The following is a 24483-nucleotide window of genomic DNA, read 5'->3' on the forward strand; positions in this document are numbered from 1 at the left end:
GGCGGGCACGACGGCGGCGCCGACGGCCCGGCGGCCTGAGGGGTCGGCATGACGATCGGGGCGCCGGGCGGTCACAGCCCGGCGCTCGCCCGCTGCGGCCCGGCGCTCGCCCGTTGCGTGACGGTCGAGCCGGAGAAGTTCGCCGCCGCGCACTGGGGCCGGGCGCCGCTGCTGTCGCATCCCGGGCCGTTCGCCGACCTGCTCTCCCCGGACGCCGTCGACGAGTTACTGAGCCGCCGCGGCCTGCGTGCCCCGTTCCTGCGCGTCGCCCAGCGCGGCAAGGTGCTGCCCACCGGCCGGTTCACCGGCTCGGGCGGGGCCGGCGCCGAGATCGCCGACCAGGTACTCGACGACGAGGCGATGCGCCTCTACGCCGGCGGCGCCACCCTGGTGCTGCAGGGCCTGCACCGGATCTGGCCGCCGCTGATCGACTTCGCCCGGGAGCTGGGCGGCGAGCTGCGCCGCCCGCTGCAGGTCAACGCCTACCTGACCCCGCCCGGCAGCCAGGGCTTCGCCACCCACTACGACACCCACGACGTATTCGTGCTGCAGGTCGACGGCGTGAAGCGCTGGCGCATCCACGAGCCGGTCCTCGCCGACCCGATCGAGCGCCAGCCCTGGGGCGGCCGCGCCGACGAGGTGGCCGCCATCGCGGAGGGCGAACCGGCGATCGACGTGCTGCTCCGCCCGGGCGACGCGCTCTACCTGCCGCGCGGCTGGCTGCACTCGGCCGAGGCGCAGGAGTCCCGCTCCCTGCACCTGACGATCGGGGTCCGCGCCCTGACCCGGTACGCCCTGGTCGAGGAGCTCCTGACGATGGCCGCCGACGACGCCCGCCTGCGCGGCACCGTCCCGTACGGCGTGGACGTCACCGACCCGGCCGCCCTCGAACCCATCCTCACCGAGACGGTCGAGGCCCTGCGCGACTGGCTGGCCACCGCCGACCCGGCCGACGTCGCCGACCGGTTGACCGCCCGCGACTGGCCCGCCGCCCGCCCGGCCCCGATCGCACCCCTGGCCCAGCTGGACTACGCCGCCGAGCTGACCCCGTCGTCGCTGGTCGCGGTGCGCGAGGGCCTCCGCTGGCGGCTCACCGAGGACGGCCCCGGTCACGTCGTGCTCCACCTGACCGGCCGCACCCTACGGTTCCCGGCGTCCTGCGCCCCGGCCCTGCGCCTCGTGCTGGCCGGCGCCCCGGTGCGGGTCGCCGACCTACCGCTCGACGACGACGAGGACCGCCTCGTCCTGACCAGGCGGCTGCTACGCGAGGCCGTCCTGACGCCGGGCTGACCACAGCGCGACGCGGGATTCGACGTCGAGCCTGACCGCAACGAGGCAGCCGGTCTACATGGTGACCGCCCGTGTTGACGTCAATATTGATGCAGTCAACATATCAACCCGGTGCAGTCAACATTCGTCAACATTCTCAGAGGCCGACCGCGGCGATCACCAGCCCGCCGCTCACCAGACCGGCGATCAGCACCGTCGCGACCGTCGCCGCGTCCAGACCGACCTGGCGACGGTCCGCCACCTTCTTGGCGGCCACCACCGCGAGCACCGGGCAGGCCAGCAGCACCACCAGCGCCACCACCGGCAACGCGTCCCGCCAGGTGCCGGTCCGCTCGTTGCCGGCTGCCTCCCGCAGGGCGTGGAAGACCAGCCCCCCAACGACCCCGCTGACCAGCCCGAACAGCGCGAACAGCCCCTTCACCCCGACGTTCAGCGGCCGCTTCGGCGGGATGTACTTCACCTTCGCGGCCACCTCCTCGAGGTAGTCCTCGGCCGCCCGCTCGTCGCGCTGCCGCGGGATCGACGCGGCCGGCATCGTCCGCCCGTACCGCTCGGCCACCGGCCCCACCTTGTGCACGTACTCGGCCCACAACCCGAGCGCCCGCGCATCCACCTGTTCCAGGTCGCGCTGCGCCTGGGCGGCGGCCTGGCGCGCGGCGGCCAGGCCCTCGTCCGCCTCGCGCACGGCCTGGTCGGCGGCGGCGACCCGGCCGTCGTGCCAGCGCCGCGCCTCGGCGCGCAGGTCCTGGGCGTCGCTGTCCAGGGTGGTCAGCCGCCGCAGCACGCTGCGGTAGTCGGCGGTCGCGAAATCGGCCGGTTGTACGTCGCTCATCGAGGTTTATTCACGACCTTCCTCGAGTTGCACCTCGCGTAAGTTATGCATTTCGATCGCCACCGTCGTGAATAATCCTTGAGCTATTGTCCGTAGGGGATGATCACCTCGGCGCCTCGATGCACCGAGCGGTCGAAGTGCAGCGCCCGCCACGGCCGGGGGTACCAGGCCGGCGCGCCGGCGCCGGGATAGTACGCCGCGAGCTCGCTGCCGTGGACGTCCAGGGCCACCCACGCGCCGATCGGGTCGGTGCGCGCGGCGTGCCCGCCGAGAGCGTCGCGCAGCAGGCCCGCGCCGCGCCACCAGCCCAGCACGTGGATCCGCCGCTCCGGACCCTGCCGGAGGATCGTGCGCAGCTGCCCCGCCGCCGCCGGGCCGCCGGGCAGCGCGTCCGCCGCGTAGATCAGGATGAAGTGCGGCCGGTCGGCCGGGAACGCGCCGGACGCCTCGGCTGCCGCGTCCTCCAGCAGCCAGTCCGCGTTGTCCGCGTCGTACCAGCCGCATTCGGGCAGCGAGGCGCACAGGTCGGCGGCCGGCTGCCGGGCGTCCTGGTCCAGGCAGAGCAGCGAGAAGCGGGCGCCGTCCGGCGGGAACTGGGCGGCCAGCGAGCGACCCGCGGTGGCCAGCACGGCGCACGCCTCCTCGGTGCGGGTCCCGAGGACGGCCAGATTGCGACCAGGAGCGCGGCGCAACACCGTACGCGCAGATCTTGATTGAACGTCGATGGTCTCGCCCAGCAGAACCACCGGAGCGGGCGAACCCTCGGCGGGACCCAGGCGGCGGTAATCCGGGCTGTCCGCCAGCCGGGGGCGGGCGTCGCCGTCGAACAGCCGGGGCGGCCCCTGCTCCTGCGGACGGCTGCGCCACAAGCGGTGCTGCAGCGCGTTCCACCGCTCGCGGTCGCCGGCGGCCGGCACCCGTACGATCTTGTTGGCCTCGGGCGACCCGGAGTCGGCGTTCACCACCGCGTGGTAGCGGGGCAGCGACTCGGCGGCCGTGTTCGTCTCGGGCAGCACCCGCCGGGCGCGGGGCAGGGCGAGCCGCAGCGAGAACTGGGCGACCAGCGCCGGCCGCTTCCACAGCGCCTCGATGCCGGAGATGTCCTGGCTGGCCAGGATCAGGTGGATGCCCTGCGAGCGGCCCCGGCGGGCCAGGTCTTCCAGCAGGTCGGCGGCCTCGTTGGTGACCGAGTCGTGCCCGGCCAGCAGCACCTGGAACTCGTCGATCACCGCCACGATGCGCGGCCACGATCCGGCCGGGTCCTCGGCGCGCAGCTCGGCCAGGTTCGTCACCTCGTACCGTTTCGCCGCGTCGGCCCGCCGGCGCAGCTCCTCGGCGAGGAAGCGCAGCAGCGCCAGCCCGAACTCCCGGTCGTTGTTGACATTGACGCCGACCAGGCGGACGTGCGGCAGCCAGCTGGGGTCACGACGGCCCGGGGCGAACCGGGCGAACGACACCCCCTCCTTGAAGTCGAGCAGGTAGAAGGCCAGCTCGTCGGGGGAGTAGCGGGCGGCGAGCGCACCCATCCAGGCGTAGATCAGGTTCGTCTTGCCGGTCCCGGACGGCCCGGCGATCAGCGCGTGCGGCGGATAGTCCGACAGCGTCACGGTCACCGGCACCCCGAGCGGGCTGTCCCCGAGCGGCGCGGTGAGCCCGGTCGCCGAGCTCTCCTTCCACAGCTCCTGCGGGAGCAAGCTGTCCAGCGCGACGGGCGCGGGCCCGGCAGCCACAGCTTCGGCGATCCGGCGGCAGGCCGCCGCCACGATCGCCTGCGGCGGGCCACCATCCAGCCGTACGGGCAAAGCCCCCGCACTGCTCATCCCCGCCCGATCGCCGTCCTGGGCGGTGATGAACTCGATCCCCGGCCCGGCCTGCACCGGCATCCCCTGGATGATCAGGTGCACGCCGGCCGCCGCGCCGGTGCGCAACAGCCGCTGCACCTGGGTCTGCTCGGGCCGGCTCAGCTCGCCCGCGACCAGCAGCACCGCCACCCGCCACGGCTCCGGCCGCCGGTGGGTGGCCGCGGCCAGCTCCCGCAGCGACGTGTACTCCCCGGCCAGGACCGTCTCGTTGATCCGGCGTACGTGGTCGACCAGCTCGTTCAGCAGCCCCGGCAGCCCGCCCGGGCCGACAAAGGTCAGCACCCCGGCCGGTGCGAGCGAGGCGAACCGGGCCAGGCCCCCGCCGAGGTGCTCCGGGTCGTACCCGGTGATGGTCAGCGCCCCCGGCGCCGCGGTGCCCAGTGCCCGCAGCAGCAGCCCCGCCACCACCTCGTCGCCGAACTCCCGCTCGCCGCGCACCACGATGTGCCCGTGGTCGAGGAACGGCACCAGCGCCGGCACCTGCTCGGGATGGGGCAGCAGCAGCCGGCCGATCCGCAGCTCGGCCGCGGTCTCCAGCGGCGTGGGCTGCCAGTCGCCCCAGGGGTCGCCGGCCGCGCCCGGCGCCGCCCGGTCGGCGGCCGCCGCGGCCGCCTCGGCGAACGCGGCCAGGTCCTTGCGGTGCCGGTCGTCGATCTCGTGCAGCCGGCTGTCGAGCGTCTCGGCGACCTTCTTGCGGCGGGCGATCGCGGCGGCCACCGTCCGTTCCCGGCGGTCGACGGCGGCCTCGTACGCCTCCCGCGCCGCGGCGAGCGCGTTCTCCGCCACGCCGAGCGCGTGCGAGAGCGCGGCGCGGATGTCCATCACCTGTTGTGCGGTCGACTCAGCCATCGGGTGTCAGCATGCTCTCATCGGGCGTCGGCGGCCTCGGCGCGGCGCACCGGGTCGGGGGCGTCCGGCTTGAGCGTGGCCGCGTCGCGGCCCAGCCGGGCGAGCAGCACGCCGGTCAGCACGCTCGCCGTCACCGCGCTGTCGGCCGGGTGCGCGGCCGGCTGCCCCTGGGTCTGCTTGACCGGGGCGCGGCAGATGCGGGCGAGGAGGGTGTCGAGCACCGCCGGGGAGGTCCCCGGCAGCAGCGAGCGCACCCGCCCGGCCGAGGCCGTCCGCAGCCGCTCCACGTCGTCCGGCCGGGGCTCGTGGCCGAGCAGGTCGCCGGCCAGCCGGTGCAGCACCGGCGAGGTCACCGCGGACAGCGCCAGCCCGGTGGCCGCGCTGGCGCCGTGCAGGTCGCGCCCCACCTTCGCCTTGTCCCCCGCCCGTACGCCGGAAGCGACCTTGCGCAGCAGCTCCGCGGTGTCCTCGGTGGACGCCGGCTTGCTCCTGTCCTGCTGCGGTGCGGGCTCGCCGGTCAGCTGCGCGACGCGCTGCTGCCACCAGGGCCCGAGCTGCTCGCCCGGCGGCGGCGCTTCCCCATCGGCGGCCTGGACCGCCGGCGGCTCCAGCCCGGCCTTCCAATCCCGATCCGGCGGCGCCGCGGCGTCGGCGGCCAGGCCGAGCCCGGCCAGGTAGGTGGCGAGCTGGTCCTGCGCCACCCGGAGCGCGGCGGCGGCCCGCTCGGCGGCCTCCAGGGCATTGCCCAGCTGCGGCACGCCCATCGGGTCCTGCGAGGTCTCGCGCACCCACATGAGCAGCTCGGTGGCGCCGCGCAGCTTTTCCATCGCCACCGTGACCAGCCCGGTGGGCAACTCGTCGGAGGCGGCGCGAACCTGGGCGCCGAGGTCCTGGATCAGCGACATCTCAGAGGTTGGCCGTGTAGGTCTGCGCCTGCTCGACGGCGGCCGCCGTCACGCCGATGCACTCCTCGAGCTGCTGGTCGGCCTGGGACAGCGACGCATACGCCGAGGTCACCGCGTCGTGCCCGCTGCCCTCGAGCGCCGCCGCCAGGCTCTGCTGGGCCTCGCCCAGCTTCTCCCGGGCCGCCTGGATCGCCGCCTGCCCCTCGCTCACCTGCTGGAGCGCGGCGTCGACCGCCGCTTTGACCTCGGCGACACTGGCCACCCGTGCAGCCTCCTGCTGTGCGGAACCCGACTTCGGCCCTCAGCCTACTGCCCCCTTCCTGCCCCGCTGTCCCCGCACACCCCATTCGCGGGACAGGCCGGAACCCTCACCAAAGCACCGCCGCACACCCCGTCCGCCCATCGAGTCCAAGATCCGACCGAGGAGTGAAAATGAGTGAGCGATGGCGCCATCTGCCAGCGACTTGGCGCGATCGGCCACTGCCCCGGGCGGCCCGGGCTCGTAGCGTCGAGGGCATGACCTGGAGCATCGACGACATCCCCCGGCAGGACGGCCGGGTGGCCGTGGTGACCGGCGCCAACGGCGGTCTCGGCCTGATCACGGCCATCGCCCTCGCCGGCAAGGGCGCGCACGTCGTGATGGCCGCCCGCGACCAGAAGAAGGCGGCGGCGGCCCGCGACCAGCTGCTGGCCCGGCACCCCGGCGCCTCGGCCGAGATCGTCGAGCTGGACCTCGGCGACCTGGCCTCGGTCGAGCGCGCCGCCGGCACCATCCTCGCCGCGCACCCGGCGATCGACCTGCTGATCAACAATGCCGGCGTGATGGCGATGCCCCCACGGCGTACGGCCGACGGTTTCGAATCTCAGCTCGGCATCAATCACCTGGGCCACTGGGCGCTGACCGCCCGCCTGCTGCCGGCCGTGCTGCGCGCCCCCGCCGCCCGGGTGGTCACCCTGACCAGCACCGCGCAGCATCTCGGCCGCCCGCTGAACCCCGAGGACCCGTTCCTCGACCGCAACTACAAACCCTGGATTGCGTACGGGAACAGCAAACTCGCCGATCGCCACTTCGCGCAGGGCCTCGACCGCCGGTTGCGGGCCGCCGGGGTGACCGCCCGCGCGCTCACCGCCCACCCCGGCCTCGCCGACACCGGCCTCCAGTCGCACACGGTCGACCAGGGCGGCGGCGGCCGGCTGGGCCCGTTCTTCCTGACCCTCACCCGGCGGATCGGCATGACCCCCGACCGTGGCGCCCTGTGCCAGCTGCGCGCCGCCACCGACCCGCACGCGGCCGGCGGCACGATGTACGGCCCGCGCTGGACCAGCAGCGGGCCGCCGGTGCGTCGCCGCCTGATCCGGCCGGGCGCCGACCACGCCATCGCCGTGCTGTGGTCGGTCTCCCGGCGGCTGACCGGCCTCGACATCGACGTGGCCCGGGTCGTGGCCGCTTGACCGCCGGCCGCTTCGCGCTCAGCCCCGGGACCGTCGCCCTGCTGGCCGACGTGGGGGTGCCCGTCCCCGCCGTCCTGCGGGTGGCCGGGCTGCCCGGGGACCTGTTCCTTCGCCCCCAGGTGAATCTGACCGCGGCGCAGCTCTACGGCCTGTGGACGGCCCTGGAGTCGGTCACCGGCGACCCGGCGATCGGCGCGGCGATGGCCGAGCACATCTCGGCGGAGATCTTCCAGCCGCCGGTGTTCGCCGCGCTGTGCAGCCCCGACCTGCGGCACGCGGCCGAGCGGATGGCCGCGCACAAGCGCCTGATCGGGCCGCTCACCCTCGACGTGGCGGAGGTCCCGGCCGGGCTGCGGCTGACCGTTACGTGGCCGGCCGATCCGGCGCCGCCGGCCGGGCTGGTCGCCTTCGAGCTGGCGTTCATCGTGATGCTGGCCCGGCTCGGCACCCGGGCCCGGGTGGTTCCGGTGGCTCTCACCATGCCGTCCCCGCCGGCCGGCGACGCGTACCGGGATCTGCTGGGGGTGTCGTTCCGGGTGGGCTCGCCGACCGGCGTGACCTTCTCGGCGGACGACGCCGCGCGCCCGTTCCTCACCGCCAACGAGGAGATGTGGCGCGTCTTCGAGCCCGAACTGCGCCGCCGCCTGGCCGACCTGGATCGCGTCGAGTCCACCACGGACCGGGTCCGGGCGACCCTGCTGGAGCTGCTGCCGGCCGGCCGCGCCGACGCGGCGGCCGTGGCCCGGCGCCTCGCCCTGAGCGGCCGCACTCTGCAGCGGCGGCTCGCCGAGGAGGGCACCACGTTCCAGGGCGTCCTCGACCGTACGCGGCTCGCGCTGGCCCACCACTACCTGGACCGGCCGGACATCACGGTGGCGGAGGTGGCCTTCCTGCTGGGGTACGACGAGCCCAGCTCGTTCTACCGGGCGTTCCACCGTTGGTCCGGCACGACACCGCAGCAGGCCCGAGCTGTCGCGCCGTAGATGGGGCCGCCGGTCAGTCCCGTGCCGGTTGTCGCGCGTTGGCGGCCCCTCGGATCCGGCCCCTCGGATCCCGCCCTCCCAGGGGGTGCCCCCGCCGGTCATTGTGGCGGAGAAATCGCGATGGTGCCGTGGGGGATAGGCGTGCCCTGTGGACGACCCGGTGCTGTGGAAACGCCACGTGATCAGCAGGACGTGTGGTAGTGCACCTGGGTTGCGGACGCCTGCGGGTGGTTGCCCGGGGCGCGACTGCGTGGCGGCGTGCGGTCCCGGGGTGCCGTGAGGGTAGACCCTGGGCTCCGCCCAGACCCGGCCATCGCTGCAGAGATCTGGCTGGCGTCGTTGTTGCGCTGGGGGCGGTGGGTGATCTCCTTGCGGCGACAACCATAGGGAATCTGATGCTCGGGCGGGAGCGCAACCAAAAACCGGTTGCCCTCCTGCCCGAGCATCAGATGGCGTTCGGCTGCCGTCGCAAGGAGATCACCCACCTTCGGATCGGGGTCGGGGGCGCTTCGCGCCTTGGCGGGGCGGTTGTCGCGGGTGGTTGCCGGCTTGGTTTGCGGCGAACACCAAACGCCGCCCTTGGCCGGGCCCAGCCTCGATCTTGGAGAAGTGGGTTCGCGGCAGTCTGCGCTGCGCATCGCTGCTTGCCGGGTTCCGCGACCCTGCGCTGTGTGCCATCGGCGCACATGCCCAACCCGTCAAGGTCGGCGCCATGCTGCCAAGGGTGAAGCGTCGGCGTTCGCTCCGCGCACGATCTCTTCAGGGTCGAGCTCGGCGCGCCTGAAATGAGGAAAATGTCAGGGAGCTGCTCAGTATGTGGAAGCCCTGGCCACAATGCGGGAAACATGCGTCAACATGCGGGAGGGTGCCCGCACTGGGACTGCTCGCGCGCGATGCGGGACCGGCCGCGACGTGTGAACGGCCGGCCCGCCGAGTGTGCATAAGCGAGTGTGAATAAGGCAGCCGAGTGCGACAGCTCGCAGTGTCCACGGAGGGCCCGTGATCACCCCCGCCAGGTGCACGCCGGGAGCTCCGAGCCGCGCGGGGGCGACAGGTGTCAGCTGTTTGGCGGTGTGGGGCGGGTGGTGGCGACCGCTGCCATCGCGGCCACGGCGAGCAGGGCGGCGAGCGGGGCGAAGGCGAAGCCGGTGCGCACGCTCACGTCGGTGAGGGGGCCGGCCAGGGCCGCGCCGGTCGCGCTGCCCACCGTGAACGCGGTGAAAATCCAGGCGAACGCCTCGACCGCGGTGCCGGGTGGGGCCAGGCGGTCGGCCGCCAGGAAGCACGCGGTCAGCAGCGGTGGGAGGCCGGGGCCGCTCACCGCCTGCAGCAGGGTCATCCAAGCGGGTGCGGGGGCCAGCGGCAGGGGCACGTAGCCGAGGGCGAAGCAGGCGGCCAGCAAGGGCAGGCGGGATGGGCGGCCGGGGCCGGCGCGGGCGTAGAGCAGGCCGCCGATCAGGGCGCCGGCTGCTTGGCAGGCGAGCAGCCAGCCGATGAGGCCGCGGTTGCCGGCCGCCTCGGCGTAGCCGGTCGGCACGACGGGGATGCTGCCGACGGCGGCGCCGGTGCAGGCCACGCCCAGCACCAGCACCACCAAGGACGGGACGCGTAGCGGGCCGGCCCAGTGCCGGGAGGACGAGCGGCACCTGGGGCGCGCGCAGGACCGTCGAGGCTGCGGGCATGACGGAGGACTCCCGGCTGAGGGAGAAACGAAGGGGGACGCGGAGAAGAGCCCGGGAGCGGTCAGGGCGCGAAGTCGCCGCGATCGTGGTCGTTGCCGTAGCGGGGCAGGTCGGGCGTGACCCAGCGGGCGAGCGCGAGCAGAGCGGCCGCCGAGGCGTACACCCCGAGAATCACCGGGACAGGTTAGCGCCGGGGAACGCTGGACGGGCCGCGGACCTCGCCGCCCAGGGCCAGGACCCGGTCGCGCAGGCCGCGGTCGGCGGTGATGACCACGGTGCGGCGGGTCGCGGCCTCCGCGCGTACGAGGTCGGCGATCTTGTCGTCGCCGGAGCCGGACGCGCGCTCCACCCGTACCCCGTTCTCGCTTTGCGGAATGTCCCTTGCCTTGCCCTCGACGACCAGGGTGACCTCGACCGGGCCGGGCAGGTCGGGCAGGCCGGTGGTCAGGACCGACGCCAGGCGGTCGCGGAGCCGGACGGCCGCGCCGGCGCGGTCGCGCCACCAACCGTCGGGGACGGATCCGACGACGTTGGCCCCGTCGACGATCACGAGCGGTACGGTCATGAGAGTTGAGCCTACCCGTGTCAAGTTTTGGTGAGATCGGGGAATCAATCTATGCCGGGGAGCGCTGATAGGGGTCGTGCGGCGCGGGTAAACCGTCCGTACGCAGGCTAGGTAATCGGGAGAAAAGAAGACTTATGAGTATCGGACCGATCGGACCGGGCGGACCCGGGAGCTGGGACGACCTCTTTTCGCGCTTCTTCGGGGCGGCCGAGCCGCGCCGGCAGCAGCGCATCGACATCACGAAGTACATGAGCGGCGACGCTCGTGAGGTGCTCTCCGCCGCCGCCCGTCGCGCCGCCGAGCTCGCCGACGCCGACCGTCTGGTCGCCGACCTGGACACCGACCACCTGCTGTGGGGTGCTCTCCAGCAGGACGCGATGAAGCAGACCGTACGCCGCGCCGGCGCCGACCCGGACCAGTTGCTGGCCGCCCTGGGTCGCCCCGCGGGCGTGCGGGAGAACCCGCCGGAGCAGGTGGCGCTGACCCCGCAGGCCAAGCGGGCCCTGCTGGACAGCCTGCAGATCTCCCGGGCGCTCGGCTCGTCCTACGTCGGCCCCGAGCACATCCTGATGGCGCTCGGCCTCAACCCGGACTCGGCGGCCGGCCGGCTGCTGGCCGGCAAGCTGGACCCGCAGGCGCTGCAGCCGCAGGCCGGCGAGCCGCAGCCGGGCGGCCCGGGCCGGAGCGGATCCGCAGGTGGAAGCGGCAAGACCCCCACCCTCGAGCAGTACGGTGTGGACCTCACCGAGCTCGCCCGGCGCGGCGAGATCGACCCGGTGATCGGGCGGGCCGACGAGATCGAGCAGGCCGTGGAGATCCTGTCCCGGCGTACCAAGAACAACCCGGTGCTGATCGGCGAGGCCGGCGTCGGCAAGACCGCCGTCGTCGAGGGCCTGGCCCAGCGCATCGTGGACGGTGACGTGCCGCAGACCCTGGAGGGCAAGCGGGTCATCCAGCTCGACCTGGCCGGCCTGGTGGCGGGCACCCGCTACCGCGGCGACTTCGAGGAGCGGCTGCGCAAGGTCATCGACGAGATCCAGAGCGAGGGCGACGGCCTGATCGTCTTCCTCGACGAGATCCACACGCTGGTCGGCGCGGGCGGTGGCGGCGGCGACGGGGGCGGCATGGACGCCTCCAACATGCTCAAGCCGGCGCTGGCCCGCGGGCAGCTGCGGGTGGTCGGCGCGACCACGCTCGACGAGTACCGCAAGCACATCGAGAAGGACGCGGCCCTCGCTCGGCGGTTCCAGCCGGTGCTGATCGGCGAGCCGAGCGTCGCGGACACCGTGGCGATCCTGCGCGGGCTGCGGGACAACTACGAGGCGCACCACCAGGTGCGGATCACCGACGAGGCGCTGGACGCCGCGGCGGAGCTGTCCGACCGTTACATCACCGACCGGTTCCTGCCGGACAAGGCGATCGACCTGATCGACCAGGCCGGCGCGCGGGTGCGGCTGCGGGTCAAGACCCCGTCGCCGGACACCCGGTCGTACGAGCGCGAGCTCGAGCAGCTGAGCCGGGACCGGGACCAGGCCGTGGCCGCCGAGAACTACGAGAAGGCGTCCGAGCTGCGGGACCGGATGCACGAGCTGCGCCTCAAGATCGACGAGGCGCAGACCGGGCCCGGCGGCGTGCCGCAGGTGACCGACGCGGACATCGCCGAGGTCGTCTCCCGGGCCACCGGCATCCCGGTCGCCCAGCTCACCGAGGAGGAGCGGGACCGGCTGCTGCGCCTCGAGGCGCACCTGCACGACCGGGTGATCGGCCAGGAGGACGCCGTCGAGGCGGTCGCCGAGGCGGTCCGCCGGTCGCGGGCCGGACTGGGCGACCCGGACCGGCCGGTGGGCAGCTTCCTGTTCCTCGGCCCGACCGGCGTCGGCAAGACCGAGCTGGCGCGCTCGCTGGCGGAGGCGCTGTTCGGCGACTCGGACCGGATGGTGCGGCTGGACATGAGCGAGTTCCAGGAGCGGCACACCGTGTCGCGGCTGGTCGGCGCGCCGCCCGGATACGTCGGCTACGACGAGGCGGGGCAGCTGACCGAGGCGGTGCGGCGGCGGCCGTACAGTGTGGTGCTGCTCGACGAGATCGAGAAGGCCCACCCGGACGTGTTCAACATCCTGCTGCAGGTGCTGGACGACGGGCGGCTGACCGACAGCCAGGGCCGGACGGTGTCGTTCAAGAACACCGTCCTGATCATGACGAGCAACCTCGGCTCGGACATCATCAGCGGCACCCGGCGCAGCGTCGGCTTCGGCGCGGCGGACGCCAAGGCGTCGGCCGACGAGGAACTGCGCGACCGGCTCGACCGGCGGCTGCGCGAGCAGCTGCGGCCCGAGTTCATCAACCGGATCGACGAGATCATCATCTTCCGGCAGCTGGAGACCGACCAGCTGCGGCAGATCACCGAGCTGATGCTGCAGGAGACCCGCCGCCGGCTGGCCAACCAGCAGATCCACCTGGAGATCAGCACCGCGGCGGTGGACTGGCTGGCGGAGAAGGGCTTCCAGCCCGAGTTCGGCGCCCGGCCGCTGCGCCGGACGATCCAGCGCGAGCTGGACAACCGGCTGTCGAAGCTGGTGCTCTCGTCCGACCTGAAGCCGGGTCAGACGGTCACCGTCGACGTCGCCGACGGCAAGCTCGTCTTCAACTGACGCGCGGCGGACGACCGGCCCCGTAGAGGCCCGGGTTCTCCGCGCCGTCCGAAGAACCAGGCGCCGGTAGCCGGCACGGCCCCGTTCAGCGTCCGCTGAGCGGGGCCAATGCGTCGGGGGACACGCCGAGCTGCGGGTGGTCGACCATCCAATCGACGTACGGCGGATTGCGGTTGACCGCTTCCTCGTACGCCTCGCGGGCCATCTCCATCAGCCGCGGGGCGCTGCGGGCGGCGGGGGACTCGGGGTGCCAGCCGAGCACCAGGCGCCAGCGCAGCGGTGCGCCGCGCATCGGCCGGTGGGTGAGCCCGGCCGGCTGCCGGAACGTCGGCTGGCACAGGCCCAGCGCCACCCCCTGCTCGACCATGTCGACGCAGCTGCGCACGTCGGTCTCGAGCACCCGGCGCGGGGTGAAGCCGGCCCGGGCGCAGGCGGCCGCGAAGCAGTCGGCCAGGCAGCCGTCGCCGGTCGAGCCGACCCACTGCTCGTCGGCCAGCTCGGCCAGGTCGACGTCGACGTCCTTGGCGCCCGGGTGGTCCTGGGGCATCAGCACGCTGACCGCGTCGACCGCGATGGTCTGCCAGACCAGGCCGTAGTCGGCCGAGGGGAGCGCGTCGCCGCAGACGCCGACCTGCGCGTAGTCCAGCTTGCCGGCGAGCACCATGGTGGCCAGCTCGTCGACGTAGTAGGACGCGTGGGTGGTGATCTGGGCGTCCGGCTGGGCGATCGAGAGCCGGTTCACCATCCCGGCCAGGACCGGGCCGCCGACCGCGCCGATCCGGTAGCGGCTCAGCTCCTCGGCGCCGGCCGCGCCGGCCAGCCGGGCCGCCTCGTCCTGCAGGCCCTTCATCGCGGGCAACAGCACCCGGGCCCGGGAGAGGACCAGCTCGCCGAGGGCGGTGGGGCGGGCGCCGCGGCGGTCGCGCTCGAACAGCGGGCCGCCGAGCGTGCGCTCGATCCGCTGCAGCTGCGCGGTCAGGGCCGGCTGGGCGAGACCGAGCTGCGACGCCGCCTTGGTCACGCTGCCGGTCTCGGCGATGGCGACGACCACCTTGAGATGGCGCAGCTCCAGGTTCATAGCGTGACGGTAGGACCTTTATGACATCGAAGGCTAGCCCTGCTGCCTGGTGAAAGATCCAACACTTGTGACAAAACGGTAAACGAACCCGTCGGTAACATCACAAATCGCTGAAGTACGTCGTACGCCCGGTGACTACATCGCGGAATTTGTCGACCACCGCCACCGCCGGATCGACGATCTTGTTCCACGGCGGCGTGGAGGGGGTTCCCGGGTGCGGCCGGGTCGGGGCGGCCTCCTCGGTGGTCTCCACCCGGTTGCCGAGGCGGATCAGGTCGTCGACCGGGACCATCTCGGCCAGCACCGGGAAGAGCTCCTCGGTATCCGCGGCCACGTGCCGGCGTACGGCCGCAATCAGGTCTTTGCCGGGACTTTTCATGAGAAGCAGGAGCTGGTGGTCCTCGGCCAGCTCGCGCGCGGCCAGTTCCTCGCCGCCGGGCACGGCCGTCCTGATCGCCGGGTAGAGGTACTGCTCCTCGGCCGACAGGTGTCGTGACAATTCGGCAACGAGAACGTCGGTCACCCGGGGGTCGGTGCCGAATCGATCGCAGAGGGACAGCAGGTCACGGTGCTGCCCGGTGAGGACATCTATGACGTTACGGCCGGTGGCCTCGCCGCCGACCGGGGGGAGCGGGGGAAGATTCACTGACGACACCGCCCGCCGGTACCCGGGCCGTCGATGTATCAAACACCTGGTAAGAAGGGCGGATGGAGACCACCGCCGCCGACGAGGTCACGACCATCTGCCGTGACCTGCTTCGGATCGACACCACCAACACCGGCGACCAGAAGACGACGGTCGGGGAACGGGCCGCCGCCGAACACGTGGCGGTGCTGCTGGACGAGGCGGGCATCGGCTACGAGCTGCACGAGTCCGCGCCCCGCCGGGCCAACCTGGTCGCCCGCATCCCCGGTGCCGACCGCGGCCGGGGCGCCCTGCTCGTGCACGGCCACCTCGACGTCGTCCCGGCCGACCCGCGCGAGTGGTCGGTCGACCCGTTCTCCGGCGAGGAGCAGGACGGCTACCTGTGGGGCCGCGGCGCGATCGACATGAAGGACTTCGACGCCATGATCCTGGCCGTGGTCCGGGAGTGGAGCCGCACCGGGTACGTGCCGCCGCGCGACGTCGTGCTCGCGTTCACCGCCGACGAGGAGGCGGGGATGGCGTACGGGTCGGGCTTCCTCGTCGAGAAGCACCGCGACCTGCTCGACGGCTGCACGGAGGCGATCGGCGAGGTCGGCGGTTACTCGTACACGGTCAATGATGATCTTCGTCTCTATCTCGTGCAGACCGCCGAGAAGGGGCTCGACTGGCTGCGGCTGCACGCGACCGGCCGGCCCGGGCACGGGTCGTTCATCCACGACGACAACGCCGTGACCGCGCTCGCCGAGGCGGTCGCCCGGGTCGGCCGGCACCGCTTCCCGGTGGTGGTCACCCCGACCGTGCGGGAGTTCCTGCTGCGGGTCGGCGACGCGCTGTACATCGACATCGACCCGGAGGATCCCGAGGTCGCGATCGCCAAGCTCGGCCCGATCGCCAACCTGATCGGCGCCACCATCCGCAACACCGCCAACCCGACCCGGCTCGAGGCCGGCTACAAGGACAACGTCATCCCCGGGCGGGCGTCGGCCACCATCGACTGCCGTACGCTGCCCGGCCAGGCCGAGTCGTTCCTCGCCGAACTGCGCGAGGTGATCGGCCCCGACGTCGAGATCGAGCACAACCACCGGCAGCCGGCCGTGGAGACCGAGTTCGGCGGCCCGCTGGTCGAGGCGATGGGTGCCGCCCTGCGCGCCGAGGACCCGGGCGCCCGCACGGTGCCCTACCTGATGTCCGGCGGGACCGACGCGAAGGCGTTCGCCACCCTCGGCATCCGCTGCTTCGGGTTCGCGCCGCTGCGCCTGCCGCCCGACCTCAACTTCGCCGCGCTGTTCCACGGCATCGACGAGCGGGTTCCGGTGGAGGGACTAAAGTTCGGCGTGCGTGTGCTCGACCGACTCCTGCGAACCAGCTGAATACCGGGAAGGACCCCATAGATGACCGACCAGAACGCCGAGCTCGACGCTGCTCTCGACGAGGTCGTGGCGGCGGCGCGGGCGCACCTCACGGCGGTCAAGGCGGCCGCCGGCCGCATCGACGACGACGACGTCTGGCAGGCGTACGTCGCTTTGAACAACGCTTCCTTCGCGTACGACGAGAAGCTGCTCGACGCGTACGGCGAGGTCACGCCCTGGGACGTGGAGTCGATCGACCCGGACGAGGCCGACCAGCGCTTCGGCCTGGGCGCCGACGGCTTCGACGCGGCCGAGGCGACCGACCCGTACCCGCAGGTGATCTCGGTGCGCCAGCGCCGCGACTACCGGGTGCCCAGCGTGGGCGCGCTGCTGCGGGTGGCCGACGTGGCCCGCCGCAACTCGGTGCCCGACGACGAGGACGCCGGCGCGGTCGAGACGGTCGGCGAGGCCGTGCTCGAGCTCCTGCAGGCCGGCGACGGCTCACTGGCCTCGCTGGACGTGCCCGAGCTGGAGCCGCTCGACGGCCTGCTGACCGTGAGCGAGATCGACCAGCCGCTCGACCTGGAGGCCTTCGAGGACTCCGACGGAGACGGCCCGTTCCAGCCCCAGGAGGGTGATCTGCTCGTGGGCCGCCTCGACGAGCACCCCTTCCTCCCCGACGAGGAAGAGGATCACGCCGGGCACAACCACTAGCTGGTAAAACGCCGCAACCTGGGCTCTCAGTAACTGAGCCCAGGTTGCGGGTTGCTCTGGATGCGCCGGCGGAGCATCACCTTGCGGGTGCCGTCCCGGAAGAGCTGCACCCGGGCGAGCTCCCAGCCGGAGAACTCCGCCTGGATGGCGAGCTGCGCCGCCGCGGTCAACTTGTCGACATTCGAAGGCAACCGCAACGGCGCGTATTCGTAGTCCATGGCGTCTAATATGCGCCCCTGATCGTCGAGTGGCTACCCTTCGGCGCGCGTTTCAGCGGGGCAGGATCCGGGCGTTTCCGTTCCGCGCCGTCGGCCGTACGAATCAGCCGAGTCCCCGGTTCGCCGGGGCAGCTGCCTGCGACGCCGGCTCCGACTCCGGCCGCCGGGCGGGCCCGCGTGGCCGGGTCTCCTACTGACCGGCCGGGCCCCAGTTCTCCGGCTCGGGGTAGCCGACGCCCTCGCGTTCCGGGTAGCCCAGGTCGATCGCCGACACGTCGTCGAGTGCGGCCGCGATCTCGGCCGGCAGCGTCAGCTCCTCGCTCTGCAGTGCGCCCTGCAACTGGCCGGCCGTGCGGGCGCCCAGGATCGCCGACGCCATCCCGGGGCGGTCGCGGACCCACGCGATCGCCACCTCGAGCGGGGACACGCCGAGCCCGGCGGCCGCCGTGACCACCGCCTGCACGATCGAGGAGCTGCGCGGCTCCAGGTAGGTCTGGACGAAGGGGGCCAGGTGCTCGGTGGCCGCGCGCGAGTCGAGCGGGCGGCCGTTGCGGTACTTGCCGGTCAGCACGCCTCGGCCCAGCGGGGACCAGGCCAGCAAGCCGAAGCCGAGGGCCGCGGCGGCGGGCAGCAGCTCGCGCTCGATGCCGCGCTCCAGCAGCGAATACTCCATCTGCGCCGCGACGATCGGGGCCCGGCCGGGGTAGGCCGCCTGCCACGTCGCGGCGCGTGCGGTCTGCCAGGCGGCGAAGTTGGACACGCCCACGTAGCGGACCCGCCCGGACGAGACCGCGTGGTCGAGCGCCCCGAGCGTTTCCTCCAGGGGAGTGACCGCGTCGTAGCCGTGCACCTGCCACAGGTCGACGTAGTCGGTGCCGAGGCGGCGCAGCGACGCGTCCAGCGAGCGGAGCAGGTTGCCGCGGGAGCCGTCGCGGCGGCGGTAGCCGTGCGGGGTCAGGCCGGCCTTGGTGGCGATCACCACCTCGTCGCGCGGGACGAGGTGGTCGAGCAGCGAGCCGATCACCGCCTCGGCGTCGCCGTCGCCGTAGACGTCGGCGGTGTCGATCGTGGTGCCGCCGGCCTCCAGATAGAACTTGAGCTGGGCGGCGGCGTCGTCGGGGTCGGTGTCGCGGCCCCAGGTCATGGTGCCGAGGGCCAGCCGGGAGACCGCCAGCCCGCTTCGGCCGAGCGGTCGCTGCTGCATGGGTTGAACCTTATTCAGATGGTGCCACCGGGGAAATGCTCCGAGCAGTCAGTAGGCTGCCTCATAGGGGATCACTTTGCATCTGGAGGACCACCGTGCGGCTCGGACTCAGCCTCGGCTATCAGGCGGCGTGGACCACGCCCGCGGATCATCTGGCGATGGCCCAGGAGGCGGATCGGCTCGGCTTCGCGGTGGCCTGGTCCGCCGAGGCGTACGGGTCGGACACGGTCAGCATGCTCGCCTGGATCGCCGGGCAGACCCGGCAGATCGACCTGGGCGCGGCCGTCATGCAGATCCCGGCGCGCACCCCGGCGATGACCGCGATGACCGCCGCGACGATCGATGCGCTCTCCGGCGGTCGGTTCCGGCTCGGGCTGGGCGTCTCCGGGCCGCAGGTCTCCGAGGGCTGGCACGGCGTCCGCTTCGGCAAGCCGCTGCAGCGCACCCGGGAGTATGTCGACATCGTGAAGCTGGCGATCGCCCGGGAGCCGGTGTCCTACCAGGGCGAGTTCTACACGCTGCCGCTGCCGGACGGGCCGGGCAAGGCGCTCAAGCTGGGCTTCCACCCGCCGCGGACGCAGATCCCGATCTACCTGGCCGCGGTCGGGCCGAAGAACCTGGAGCTGGCCGGCGAGATCGCCGACGGCTGGCTGGCGATCTTCTTCGCGCCGGACGCGGCGGGAGAGTACCTGCAGCACATCGAGCGCGGGCGGGCCAAGCGCGGGCTGGGCCTGACCGGCTTCGACGTGGCGCCGAGCGTGCCGGTGGTGATCGGCGACAACGTGGCCTGGTGCGCCGACGTGATCCGGCCCTACGCCTCGCTCTACGTCGGCGGCATGGGCAGTAAGGACCAGAACTTCTACAACCAGCTTGCCGTACGGATGGGGTACGCCGACGAGGCCGCCAAGGTGCAGGAGCTGTACCTGGCCGGGAAGAAGGCGGAGGCGGCCGAGGCGGTGCCGCAGGAGTTCATCGAGCGCACCGCCATCCTCGGCAACAAGATCCAGGTCAAGGAGCGGCTCAAGCAGTACGCGGCGGCCGGCGTGGGGACGCTGTCGATCAGCCCGTACGTGGGAGATTTGAAGAGCGGGATCGACACGCTGCGGATCGTGGCCGAGGCGTACGAGGAATCGGGTGTGGCGGAGTAGTGGCCACTGTTCTTCTGCTGCGGCACGGGCGGACGACGGCGAACGCGAGCGGTCTGCTGGCCGGTCGCCGCCCGGTCGACCTGGACGAGTCCGGATTTAGCCAGGCAAAGCGGGCGGGTGGCAGGCTATCCGATCTGCCGCTTAAATCGGTCATTTCGTCGCCTTTGCTGAGATGTTTGAACACGGTGAAGGTCGCCCTGCCGGACGCGGAGATCGTCGAGGAGGAGGGCCTGACCGAGTGCGGCTACGGCGACTGGGAGGGCAGGCAGCTCAAGGATCTCGCCAAGGAGCCGCTCTGGCAGGTGGTCCAGCAGCACCCGAGCGCGGCGATCTTCCCGAACGGCGAGGCCATGTCGGACATGTCAGCCCGGGCGGTCGCCACCGTCCGGCGCTGGGACGACAAGATCAGCGCCGAGCACGGGCCGGACGCGCTCTGGCTCGCCTGCAGCCACGGCGATGTGATCAAGGCCATCATCGCCGACGCGCTCGGCCTGCACCTCGACCAGTTCCAGCGGATCGTCGCCGACCCGGCCTCGATCAGCGTCATCCGGTACACCCCGACCCGGCCGTTCGTGGTGCGGGTCAACGAGGGCGGGGACCTGGCCGCGCTCGTACCCACGAAGGCGGAGGCAGCCACCTCCGACGCCGCGGTCGGCGGGGGCGCCGGAGGGTGACCGGCGGGTCACCACAGGTCGATCCCATTGCGCCCTAGGCGAACCCGGGTCGGCGGGGTGAGCGATTGCGGCGGCGGCTCGATAGGGTTGTTCCCATGACCCACCAGGTGCACTCCTTCGAGCCGCCCGAGCGGTTCGTGGCCGGGACGGTGGGCGAGCCGGGCGACCGCACCTTCTTCCTGCAGGCCCGTGGCGGCGGCCGGGTGATCACCGTCGCGCTGGAAAAGGTGCAGGTGTCGCTGCTCGCCGAGAAGCTCGAGGAGCTCCTTCTCGAGGCCAACAAGCGGTTCGGGGTCAGCCTCCCCGAGGCGCCGATGGTGCACGGCCCCGACAACGAGCCGCTGGATACCCCGGTCGACGAGGAGTTCCGGGTCGGCACGCTGGGCCTGGCCTTCGACGTCGACAGCGGCACCGTGGTGATCGAGGCGATCGAGGCCGGCGAGGCGGAGGTCGAGATCGCGCTCGGCCCCGACGCCCCCGAGGACATCGCCGACGACGACCCGGACGACGATGACGACGACGAGCCCGACGACGACCTCGACCGGCTCCGCGTGCGCCTGAGCCCCGAGGCCACCCGCGCCTTCATCGACCGCGCCCGCCGCGTCGTCGCGGCCGGCCGCCCGCCGTGCCCGCTCTGCGGCCAGCCGCTCGACCCGGCCGGCCACCTCTGCCCCCGGCACAACGGCTACCATCGGTGACCTGCGCGTGACCACCGAGCCCGCCGCCGCGCTCGCCGAGAGCGAGGCCCTCGACCTGCTCCACCACGGGCAGATCGAGATCGAGGGCCGCCTGGTCGACGCGTCCAACACCACGCTGCGGGCCGAGATCACCCTCGACGGCCTGACCCGCCGCTGCGTCTACAAGCCGGTCCGCGGCGAGCGCCCGCTGTGGGATTTCCCCGACGGGACTCTCGCGGGCCGCGAGGTCTCCGCGTTCCTGGTCTCCCAGGCGACCGGGTGGGACCTGGTGCCACCCACCATCTTGCGCGACGGCCCGCTGGGCGTCGGCGCCCTGCAACTGTGGATCGACGAGCCGGCCGACGCCGAGTCGATGATCGGCTTCGTCCCCGCCTACGACGTCCCGCACGGCTGGCTGCCGGTGGCCAACGCCCGCGACGAGGACGGCGACGCCTACGCCCTGGCCCACAAGGACGACCCGGGCCTGGCCCGCCTGGCCGTCTTCGACGCGGTCATCAACAACGCCGACCGCAAGGGCGGCCACGTCCTCTACCCGGCGACCGGCTCGATCCACGGCGTCGACCACGGCGTGAGCTTTCACGTGGAGAACAAGTTGCGCACGGTCCTCTGGGGCTGGACGGGCAAGTCCCTGACCCCCGAGGCGACCGAGGTCCTGCAGTCACTGAGCGCGGCCCTGGAGGCGCGGCTCGGCGAGACCCTCGAGGAGCACCTCACCCTCTCCGAGGTCCAGCACCTGCGCCTGCGGGTCCGCCGCCTGCTGAGAGCCGGCCGCTTCCCCAAGCCCCCACAGGACTGGCCGGCAATTCCCTGGCCACCGGTCTGAGCCCCGCCGCTCAGCCGGCGCAACCGGCCGTGCCCAACCGTGACCGGGCGGCCCCCGGGCCATGGCCGCCCAGCGGAACCAGCCGCCCGGCGCAACCGGCCGCTCCCACCGCGACCAGGCAGCCCGCGGGACATGGCAGCCCAGCCCGACCACCGACCAGCGCGAGCCGGGGTCAGAGCTTGATGCCCAGCAGGACCACCGACCAGCGCGAGCCGGGGTCAGAGCTTGATGCCCAGCAGGACCACCGACCAGCGCGAGCCGGGGTCAGAGCTTGATGCCCAGCAGAGCACGGCCGGGGTGTCCAGGTCGTTGCCGAGGCTCTCGCGCACGGCTGCCAGCAGGCCCTCGCCGGACGGGCCGATGGGGGCCGCCGCGGCCGCCCGCCACCGGGCCAACCTCTCCTGGCCGGCCTTGAGCACGTCGTCGGTCCACTCCCGGTCGGCCCGGTAGTGCCCCGACAGCAGACCCAGCCGCACCGCCATCGGGTCGACCCCGTCGGCACGCAACCGGGACACGAAGACCAGGTTCCCCTTGGACTTCGACATCTTCTCGCCGGCCAGCCCGATCATGCCCGCGTGCACGTAGTGCCCCGCGAACGGCGCCGCCCCCGTCAGCACCTCGGCATGGGCCGCCGAGCACTCGTGATGCGGGTAGATCAGGTCGTTCCCCCCGCCCTGCACGTCGATCGTGTCGCCGAGCAGGCCCAGCGCGATCGTCGCGCACTCGATGTGCCAGCCGGGGCGGCCGGGGCCGAGCTCGCCGCCGTCCCAGGCCGGCTCGCCGTCGCGGGCGCCGCGCCACAACAGCGGGTCGAGCGGGTCGCGCTTGCCGGCCCGCTCGGGGTCGCCGCCGCGCTCGGCGGACAGGACCGTCATCTGCTCGCGGGGCAGGTTCGACTCGTACCCGAAGCTGGGCGCCGCCGAGACGGCGAAGTAGACGTCGCCGGTGCCGTCGTCGAGGGTGTAGGCCGCGCCGGCGGCCAGCAGCTCGCGCACGTGCCCGGCGATCGCCGGGATCGACTCGACCGCGCCCACGTAGTGCTGCGGCGGGATGATCCGCAGCGCCTCCATGTCCTCCCGGAACAGGGCCGTCTCGCGCATGCCGAGAACGATCCAGTCCTCGCCGTCGCGCTCGGCCCGCTCCAGCAGCGGGTCGTCGATGTCGGTCACGTTCTGCACGTACCGGACCTCGAGCCCGGCGTCCCGCCAGAGCCGGTTGATCAGGTCGAACGTGATCATCGTGGCCGCGTGGCCGAGGTGGGTCGCGTCATACGGCGTGATGCCGCAGACATACATCGTCGCGACCCCGTCGGGCGCGCTCGGGGCCGGCGCCCGCCGGGCCGAGTCGAACAGTCGCGGCGCCACCGCGGCACCAGGCAGGGTCGGCACGTCGTGCCCGGTCCAAGCGTCCATGGTCCGAAAGCCTATCGAGCCGGTGTGACAGAAAACCCGCCCTGAGGCTTACCTCACGCCGGGGCCGACCGGGGGCCGCCAGTCTAGACCGTCCTCGAAGCAGCCGCCGGGTTATCCGGTAAAACTATGCTTTTGTCGTACTTTCTGGAAATCGGCTACTTTTGTCGGCCCACAAGGCCAGACTTTCGGAGGTCCTATTTTCGTTCGAAAGGAATTATCATGCGACGTCCCGTTATGTACCTCGCTGGCCTGCTTCTGGCCACCGGCGCGAGCCTCGCTCTCGCGGGACCCGCTTCCGCCGCTCCTTCGCACGACACCAAGTGCCACCACGATCACCAGTACGGTGGGGGCGCCGCCAACGATGGCGACAACTGGGACGGCAACACCCGGGTCATCATCATCCACGACGGGGACGACTACCCGTTCGGCGGCGGCTACTACAGCAACCACGAAGGCCACGCCTACGGCCTGATCAACCTGCTCAGCGGCAACGGTGGCGACGGCCTCAGTCTCTGACCGAGGCCGCACGCCGGAGGACCCGGGGAGCCCGTACGGGGCCCCTCGGGTCTTTTGCATGGTCAGGCGAGCGTCTTTTGCATGGTCAGGCGAGCGTCTTTTGCATGGTCAGGCGAGCGCGAGACCCGGGTCCGAGTCGGGGGTGTCCGGGACGGGCGCCGGGATCCGGTACTCCTCGGTCAGCGTGGTCATCGGGCCCGGCCAGGTCGCCTGGGCCACCTCGATCGGCTTGCGGGTCTCGTCGAAGGCCACGTGCAGCAGGTGCAGCACCGGGGTGTCCGGCCGGATCTGCAGGATCTCCGCCTCGTCCCGGCTCGGCTGGCGGGCGCTGATCGTGTCGGTCGCCGACGCGTACCGTTTGCCGAGCGCCTCCTCGGCCTCCTGGTAGAGCGGCCGGCCGAAGGCCTCGGCCCGTTCCAGGGACGTCCCGGAGGTCTCGGCCACCCGGAACCACGACGCGCCCAGCTCGACGGTGGCGTCGTCGGTGCGCACGATGTGCCGCCGCACCAGCAGCTCGGTGCCGTCGCGTACGCCGAACGCATCGGCGACCTCCGGCGGCGCCGGCTCCCGCCCGACCGAGACCAGCTGCTGCCGGTATCGCGCGGCCAGGTCGGCGTGGTAACCGCGGTGGGCGCCGTACCGCCCCCGGGATAGCCGGTTGAGCCGCCGCCGGGTGCCCCGCACGTACGTCCCCGACCCCGGCTTGGTGATCAGGATGCCCTCGACCCGCAGCTGGTCCACGGTCCGCTGCACGGTCTGCTTGGCCACCCCGAACATCTCGGCCATCGCCGGGATCGACGGCAGCCGCTCGCCGGGCTGCCAGTCCCCGCGCCGGATGCGTTCCTTGAGCTGTGCCGCGATCTGCCGATGCGGAAACTCCGCGGCGCCCGGATTGATGGTCATCGCCGACCTCCAGCCGAAAGACCCTAAGA

23 protein-coding genes are annotated in these 24483 nt (G+C 72.7%); 11 read left to right on the forward strand and 12 right to left on the reverse strand.

All coding sequences use genetic code 11. The features are described from left to right. The first annotated feature begins 48 nt into the window (after nt 1–48). Complete coding sequence (locus IH26_RS0105805; protein WP_030435595.1) at nt 49–1290, forward strand: cupin domain-containing protein; 1242 nt, start codon at nt 49–51, stop codon at nt 1288–1290. A 136-nt stretch (nt 1291–1426) separates the two neighbouring features. Here the strand turns inward: IH26_RS0105805 and IH26_RS0105810 are convergent, their stop codons facing one another. From IH26_RS0105810 to IH26_RS0105825, 4 genes are all read right to left on the reverse strand, one after another. Further along, nucleotides 1427–2122 (reverse strand): hypothetical protein, encoded by a 696-nt coding sequence (locus IH26_RS0105810; protein ID WP_030435060.1) that lies wholly within the window; start codon nt 2120–2122, stop codon nt 1427–1429. Between the two features lie 83 nt (nt 2123–2205). Continuing rightward, nucleotides 2206–4833 carry an FtsK/SpoIIIE domain-containing protein gene (locus IH26_RS0105815; protein ID WP_030435061.1) on the reverse strand — a complete coding sequence of 876 codons (2628 nt, stop codon included), beginning with the start codon at nt 4831–4833 and terminating at the stop codon, nt 2206–2208. 17 nt (nt 4834–4850) lie between these two features. Then, entirely contained in the window at nt 4851–5738 is an 888-nt protein-coding gene (locus IH26_RS0105820) for a hypothetical protein (RefSeq protein WP_030435062.1), read from the reverse strand. 1 nt (nt 5739) lies between these two features. Beyond that, nucleotides 5740–6000: a hypothetical protein gene (locus IH26_RS0105825; RefSeq protein ID WP_030435063.1), complete on the reverse strand. Its 261-nt coding sequence runs from the start codon at nt 5998–6000 to the stop codon at nt 5740–5742. 254 nt (nt 6001–6254) lie between these two features. Here IH26_RS0105825 and IH26_RS0105830 point away from each other — a divergent pair, with 254 nt between their 5' ends. Next, nucleotides 6255–7190 carry an oxidoreductase gene (locus tag IH26_RS0105830; protein WP_030435064.1) on the forward strand — a complete coding sequence of 312 codons (936 nt, stop codon included), beginning with the start codon at nt 6255–6257 and terminating at the stop codon, nt 7188–7190. After that, nucleotides 7187–8173: an AraC family transcriptional regulator gene (locus IH26_RS0105835; protein ID WP_030435065.1), complete on the forward strand. Its 987-nt coding sequence runs from the start codon at nt 7187–7189 to the stop codon at nt 8171–8173. The genes IH26_RS0105830 and IH26_RS0105835 overlap by 4 nt, the downstream gene beginning before the upstream one ends. A gap of 1057 nt (nt 8174–9230) precedes the next feature. Here the strand turns inward: IH26_RS0105835 and IH26_RS0105840 are convergent. Together IH26_RS0105840 and IH26_RS0105850 are read right to left on the reverse strand one after the other, a co-directional pair. After that, a complete protein-coding gene (locus tag IH26_RS0105840) occupies nt 9231–9770 on the reverse strand; it encodes an MFS transporter (RefSeq protein ID WP_211268591.1) in 540 nt (179 codons plus the stop codon). Nucleotides 9771–10039: 269 nt separating this feature from the next. Beyond that, nucleotides 10040–10420, reverse strand: coding sequence for a hypothetical protein (locus IH26_RS0105850; RefSeq protein WP_030435066.1), 381 nt, complete (start codon nt 10418–10420; stop codon nt 10040–10042). Between the two features lie 134 nt (nt 10421–10554). On the opposite strand from IH26_RS0105850, the gene IH26_RS0105855 reads away from it, so the two are divergent. Then, complete coding sequence (locus IH26_RS0105855; RefSeq protein WP_030435067.1) at nt 10555–13071, forward strand: ATP-dependent Clp protease ATP-binding subunit; 2517 nt, start codon at nt 10555–10557, stop codon at nt 13069–13071. A gap of 85 nt (nt 13072–13156) precedes the next feature. Here the strand turns inward: IH26_RS0105855 and IH26_RS0105860 are convergent, their stop codons facing one another. Together IH26_RS0105860 and IH26_RS0105865 are read right to left on the reverse strand one after the other, a co-directional pair. After that, complete coding sequence (locus IH26_RS0105860; protein ID WP_030435068.1) at nt 13157–14149, reverse strand: LysR family transcriptional regulator; 993 nt, start codon at nt 14147–14149, stop codon at nt 13157–13159. 100 nt (nt 14150–14249) lie between these two features. Further along, nucleotides 14250–14795, reverse strand: a complete 546-nt coding sequence (locus IH26_RS0105865; RefSeq protein ID WP_030435069.1) for a hemerythrin domain-containing protein — start codon at nt 14793–14795, stop codon at nt 14250–14252. 62 nt (nt 14796–14857) lie between these two features. On the opposite strand from IH26_RS0105865, the gene IH26_RS0105870 reads away from it, so the two are divergent. Together IH26_RS0105870 and IH26_RS0105875 are read left to right on the forward strand one after the other, a co-directional pair. Then, nucleotides 14858–16165: a M20/M25/M40 family metallo-hydrolase gene (locus IH26_RS0105870; RefSeq protein ID WP_030435070.1), complete on the forward strand. Its 1308-nt coding sequence runs from the start codon at nt 14858–14860 to the stop codon at nt 16163–16165. Between the two features lie 21 nt (nt 16166–16186). After that, nucleotides 16187–16858 (forward strand): hypothetical protein, encoded by a 672-nt coding sequence (locus IH26_RS0105875; protein ID WP_030435071.1) that lies wholly within the window; start codon nt 16187–16189, stop codon nt 16856–16858. Between the two features lie 26 nt (nt 16859–16884). Here the strand turns inward: IH26_RS0105875 and IH26_RS0105880 are convergent, their stop codons facing one another. Both IH26_RS0105880 and IH26_RS0105885 read right to left on the reverse strand, forming a co-directional pair. Then, on the reverse strand, nt 16885–17076 hold the full coding sequence (locus IH26_RS0105880) for a DUF5703 family protein (RefSeq protein WP_030435072.1): 192 nt from the start codon (nt 17074–17076) through the stop codon (nt 16885–16887). Between the two features lie 190 nt (nt 17077–17266). After that, nucleotides 17267–18280, reverse strand: a complete 1014-nt coding sequence (locus tag IH26_RS0105885; RefSeq protein WP_030435073.1) for an aldo/keto reductase — start codon at nt 18278–18280, stop codon at nt 17267–17269. Between the two features lie 95 nt (nt 18281–18375). Between IH26_RS0105885 and IH26_RS0105890 the strand changes: the two genes are divergently transcribed. The 4 genes from IH26_RS0105890 (at nt 18376) to IH26_RS0105905 (ending at nt 21623) form a co-directional block, all read left to right on the forward strand. Next, the gene (locus IH26_RS0105890) at nt 18376–19428 is read left to right on the forward strand and encodes an LLM class F420-dependent oxidoreductase (RefSeq protein ID WP_030435074.1); all 1053 of its coding nucleotides are present in this window, start codon (nt 18376–18378) and stop codon (nt 19426–19428) included. Further along, entirely contained in the window at nt 19428–20102 is a 675-nt protein-coding gene (locus IH26_RS0105895; protein WP_030435075.1) for a histidine phosphatase family protein, read from the forward strand. Before IH26_RS0105890 ends, IH26_RS0105895 begins: the two co-directional genes overlap by 1 nt. 95 nt (nt 20103–20197) lie before the next feature. Then, nucleotides 20198–20800 carry a DUF3090 domain-containing protein gene (locus IH26_RS0105900; protein ID WP_030435076.1) on the forward strand — a complete coding sequence of 201 codons (603 nt, stop codon included), beginning with the start codon at nt 20198–20200 and terminating at the stop codon, nt 20798–20800. 7 nt (nt 20801–20807) lie between these two features. After that, on the forward strand, nt 20808–21623 hold the full coding sequence (locus tag IH26_RS0105905; protein WP_030435077.1) for an SCO1664 family protein: 816 nt from the start codon (nt 20808–20810) through the stop codon (nt 21621–21623). A 218-nt stretch (nt 21624–21841) separates the two neighbouring features. Here IH26_RS0105905 and mshC read toward each other — a convergent pair whose 3' ends face one another. Then, complete coding sequence (gene mshC, locus IH26_RS0105910; protein WP_051807598.1) at nt 21842–23035, reverse strand: cysteine--1-D-myo-inosityl 2-amino-2-deoxy-alpha-D-glucopyranoside ligase; 1194 nt, start codon at nt 23033–23035, stop codon at nt 21842–21844. 219 nt (nt 23036–23254) lie between these two features. Here mshC and IH26_RS0105915 point away from each other — a divergent pair, with 219 nt between their 5' ends. Beyond that, on the forward strand, nt 23255–23551 hold the full coding sequence (locus tag IH26_RS0105915; protein ID WP_157437070.1) for a hypothetical protein: 297 nt from the start codon (nt 23255–23257) through the stop codon (nt 23549–23551). Nucleotides 23552–23659: 108 nt separating this feature from the next. On the opposite strand, the gene IH26_RS0105920 is transcribed toward IH26_RS0105915, so the two are convergent. Continuing rightward, nucleotides 23660–24454: a GntR family transcriptional regulator gene (locus IH26_RS0105920; RefSeq protein ID WP_030435080.1), complete on the reverse strand. Its 795-nt coding sequence runs from the start codon at nt 24452–24454 to the stop codon at nt 23660–23662. Nucleotides 24455–24483: the final 29 nt, after the last annotated feature.

It is taken from the genome of Actinoplanes subtropicus, assembly GCF_000721705.1.
In the GTDB taxonomy this organism is placed as follows: Bacteria; Actinomycetota; Actinomycetes; order Mycobacteriales; family Micromonosporaceae; genus Actinoplanes; species Actinoplanes subtropicus.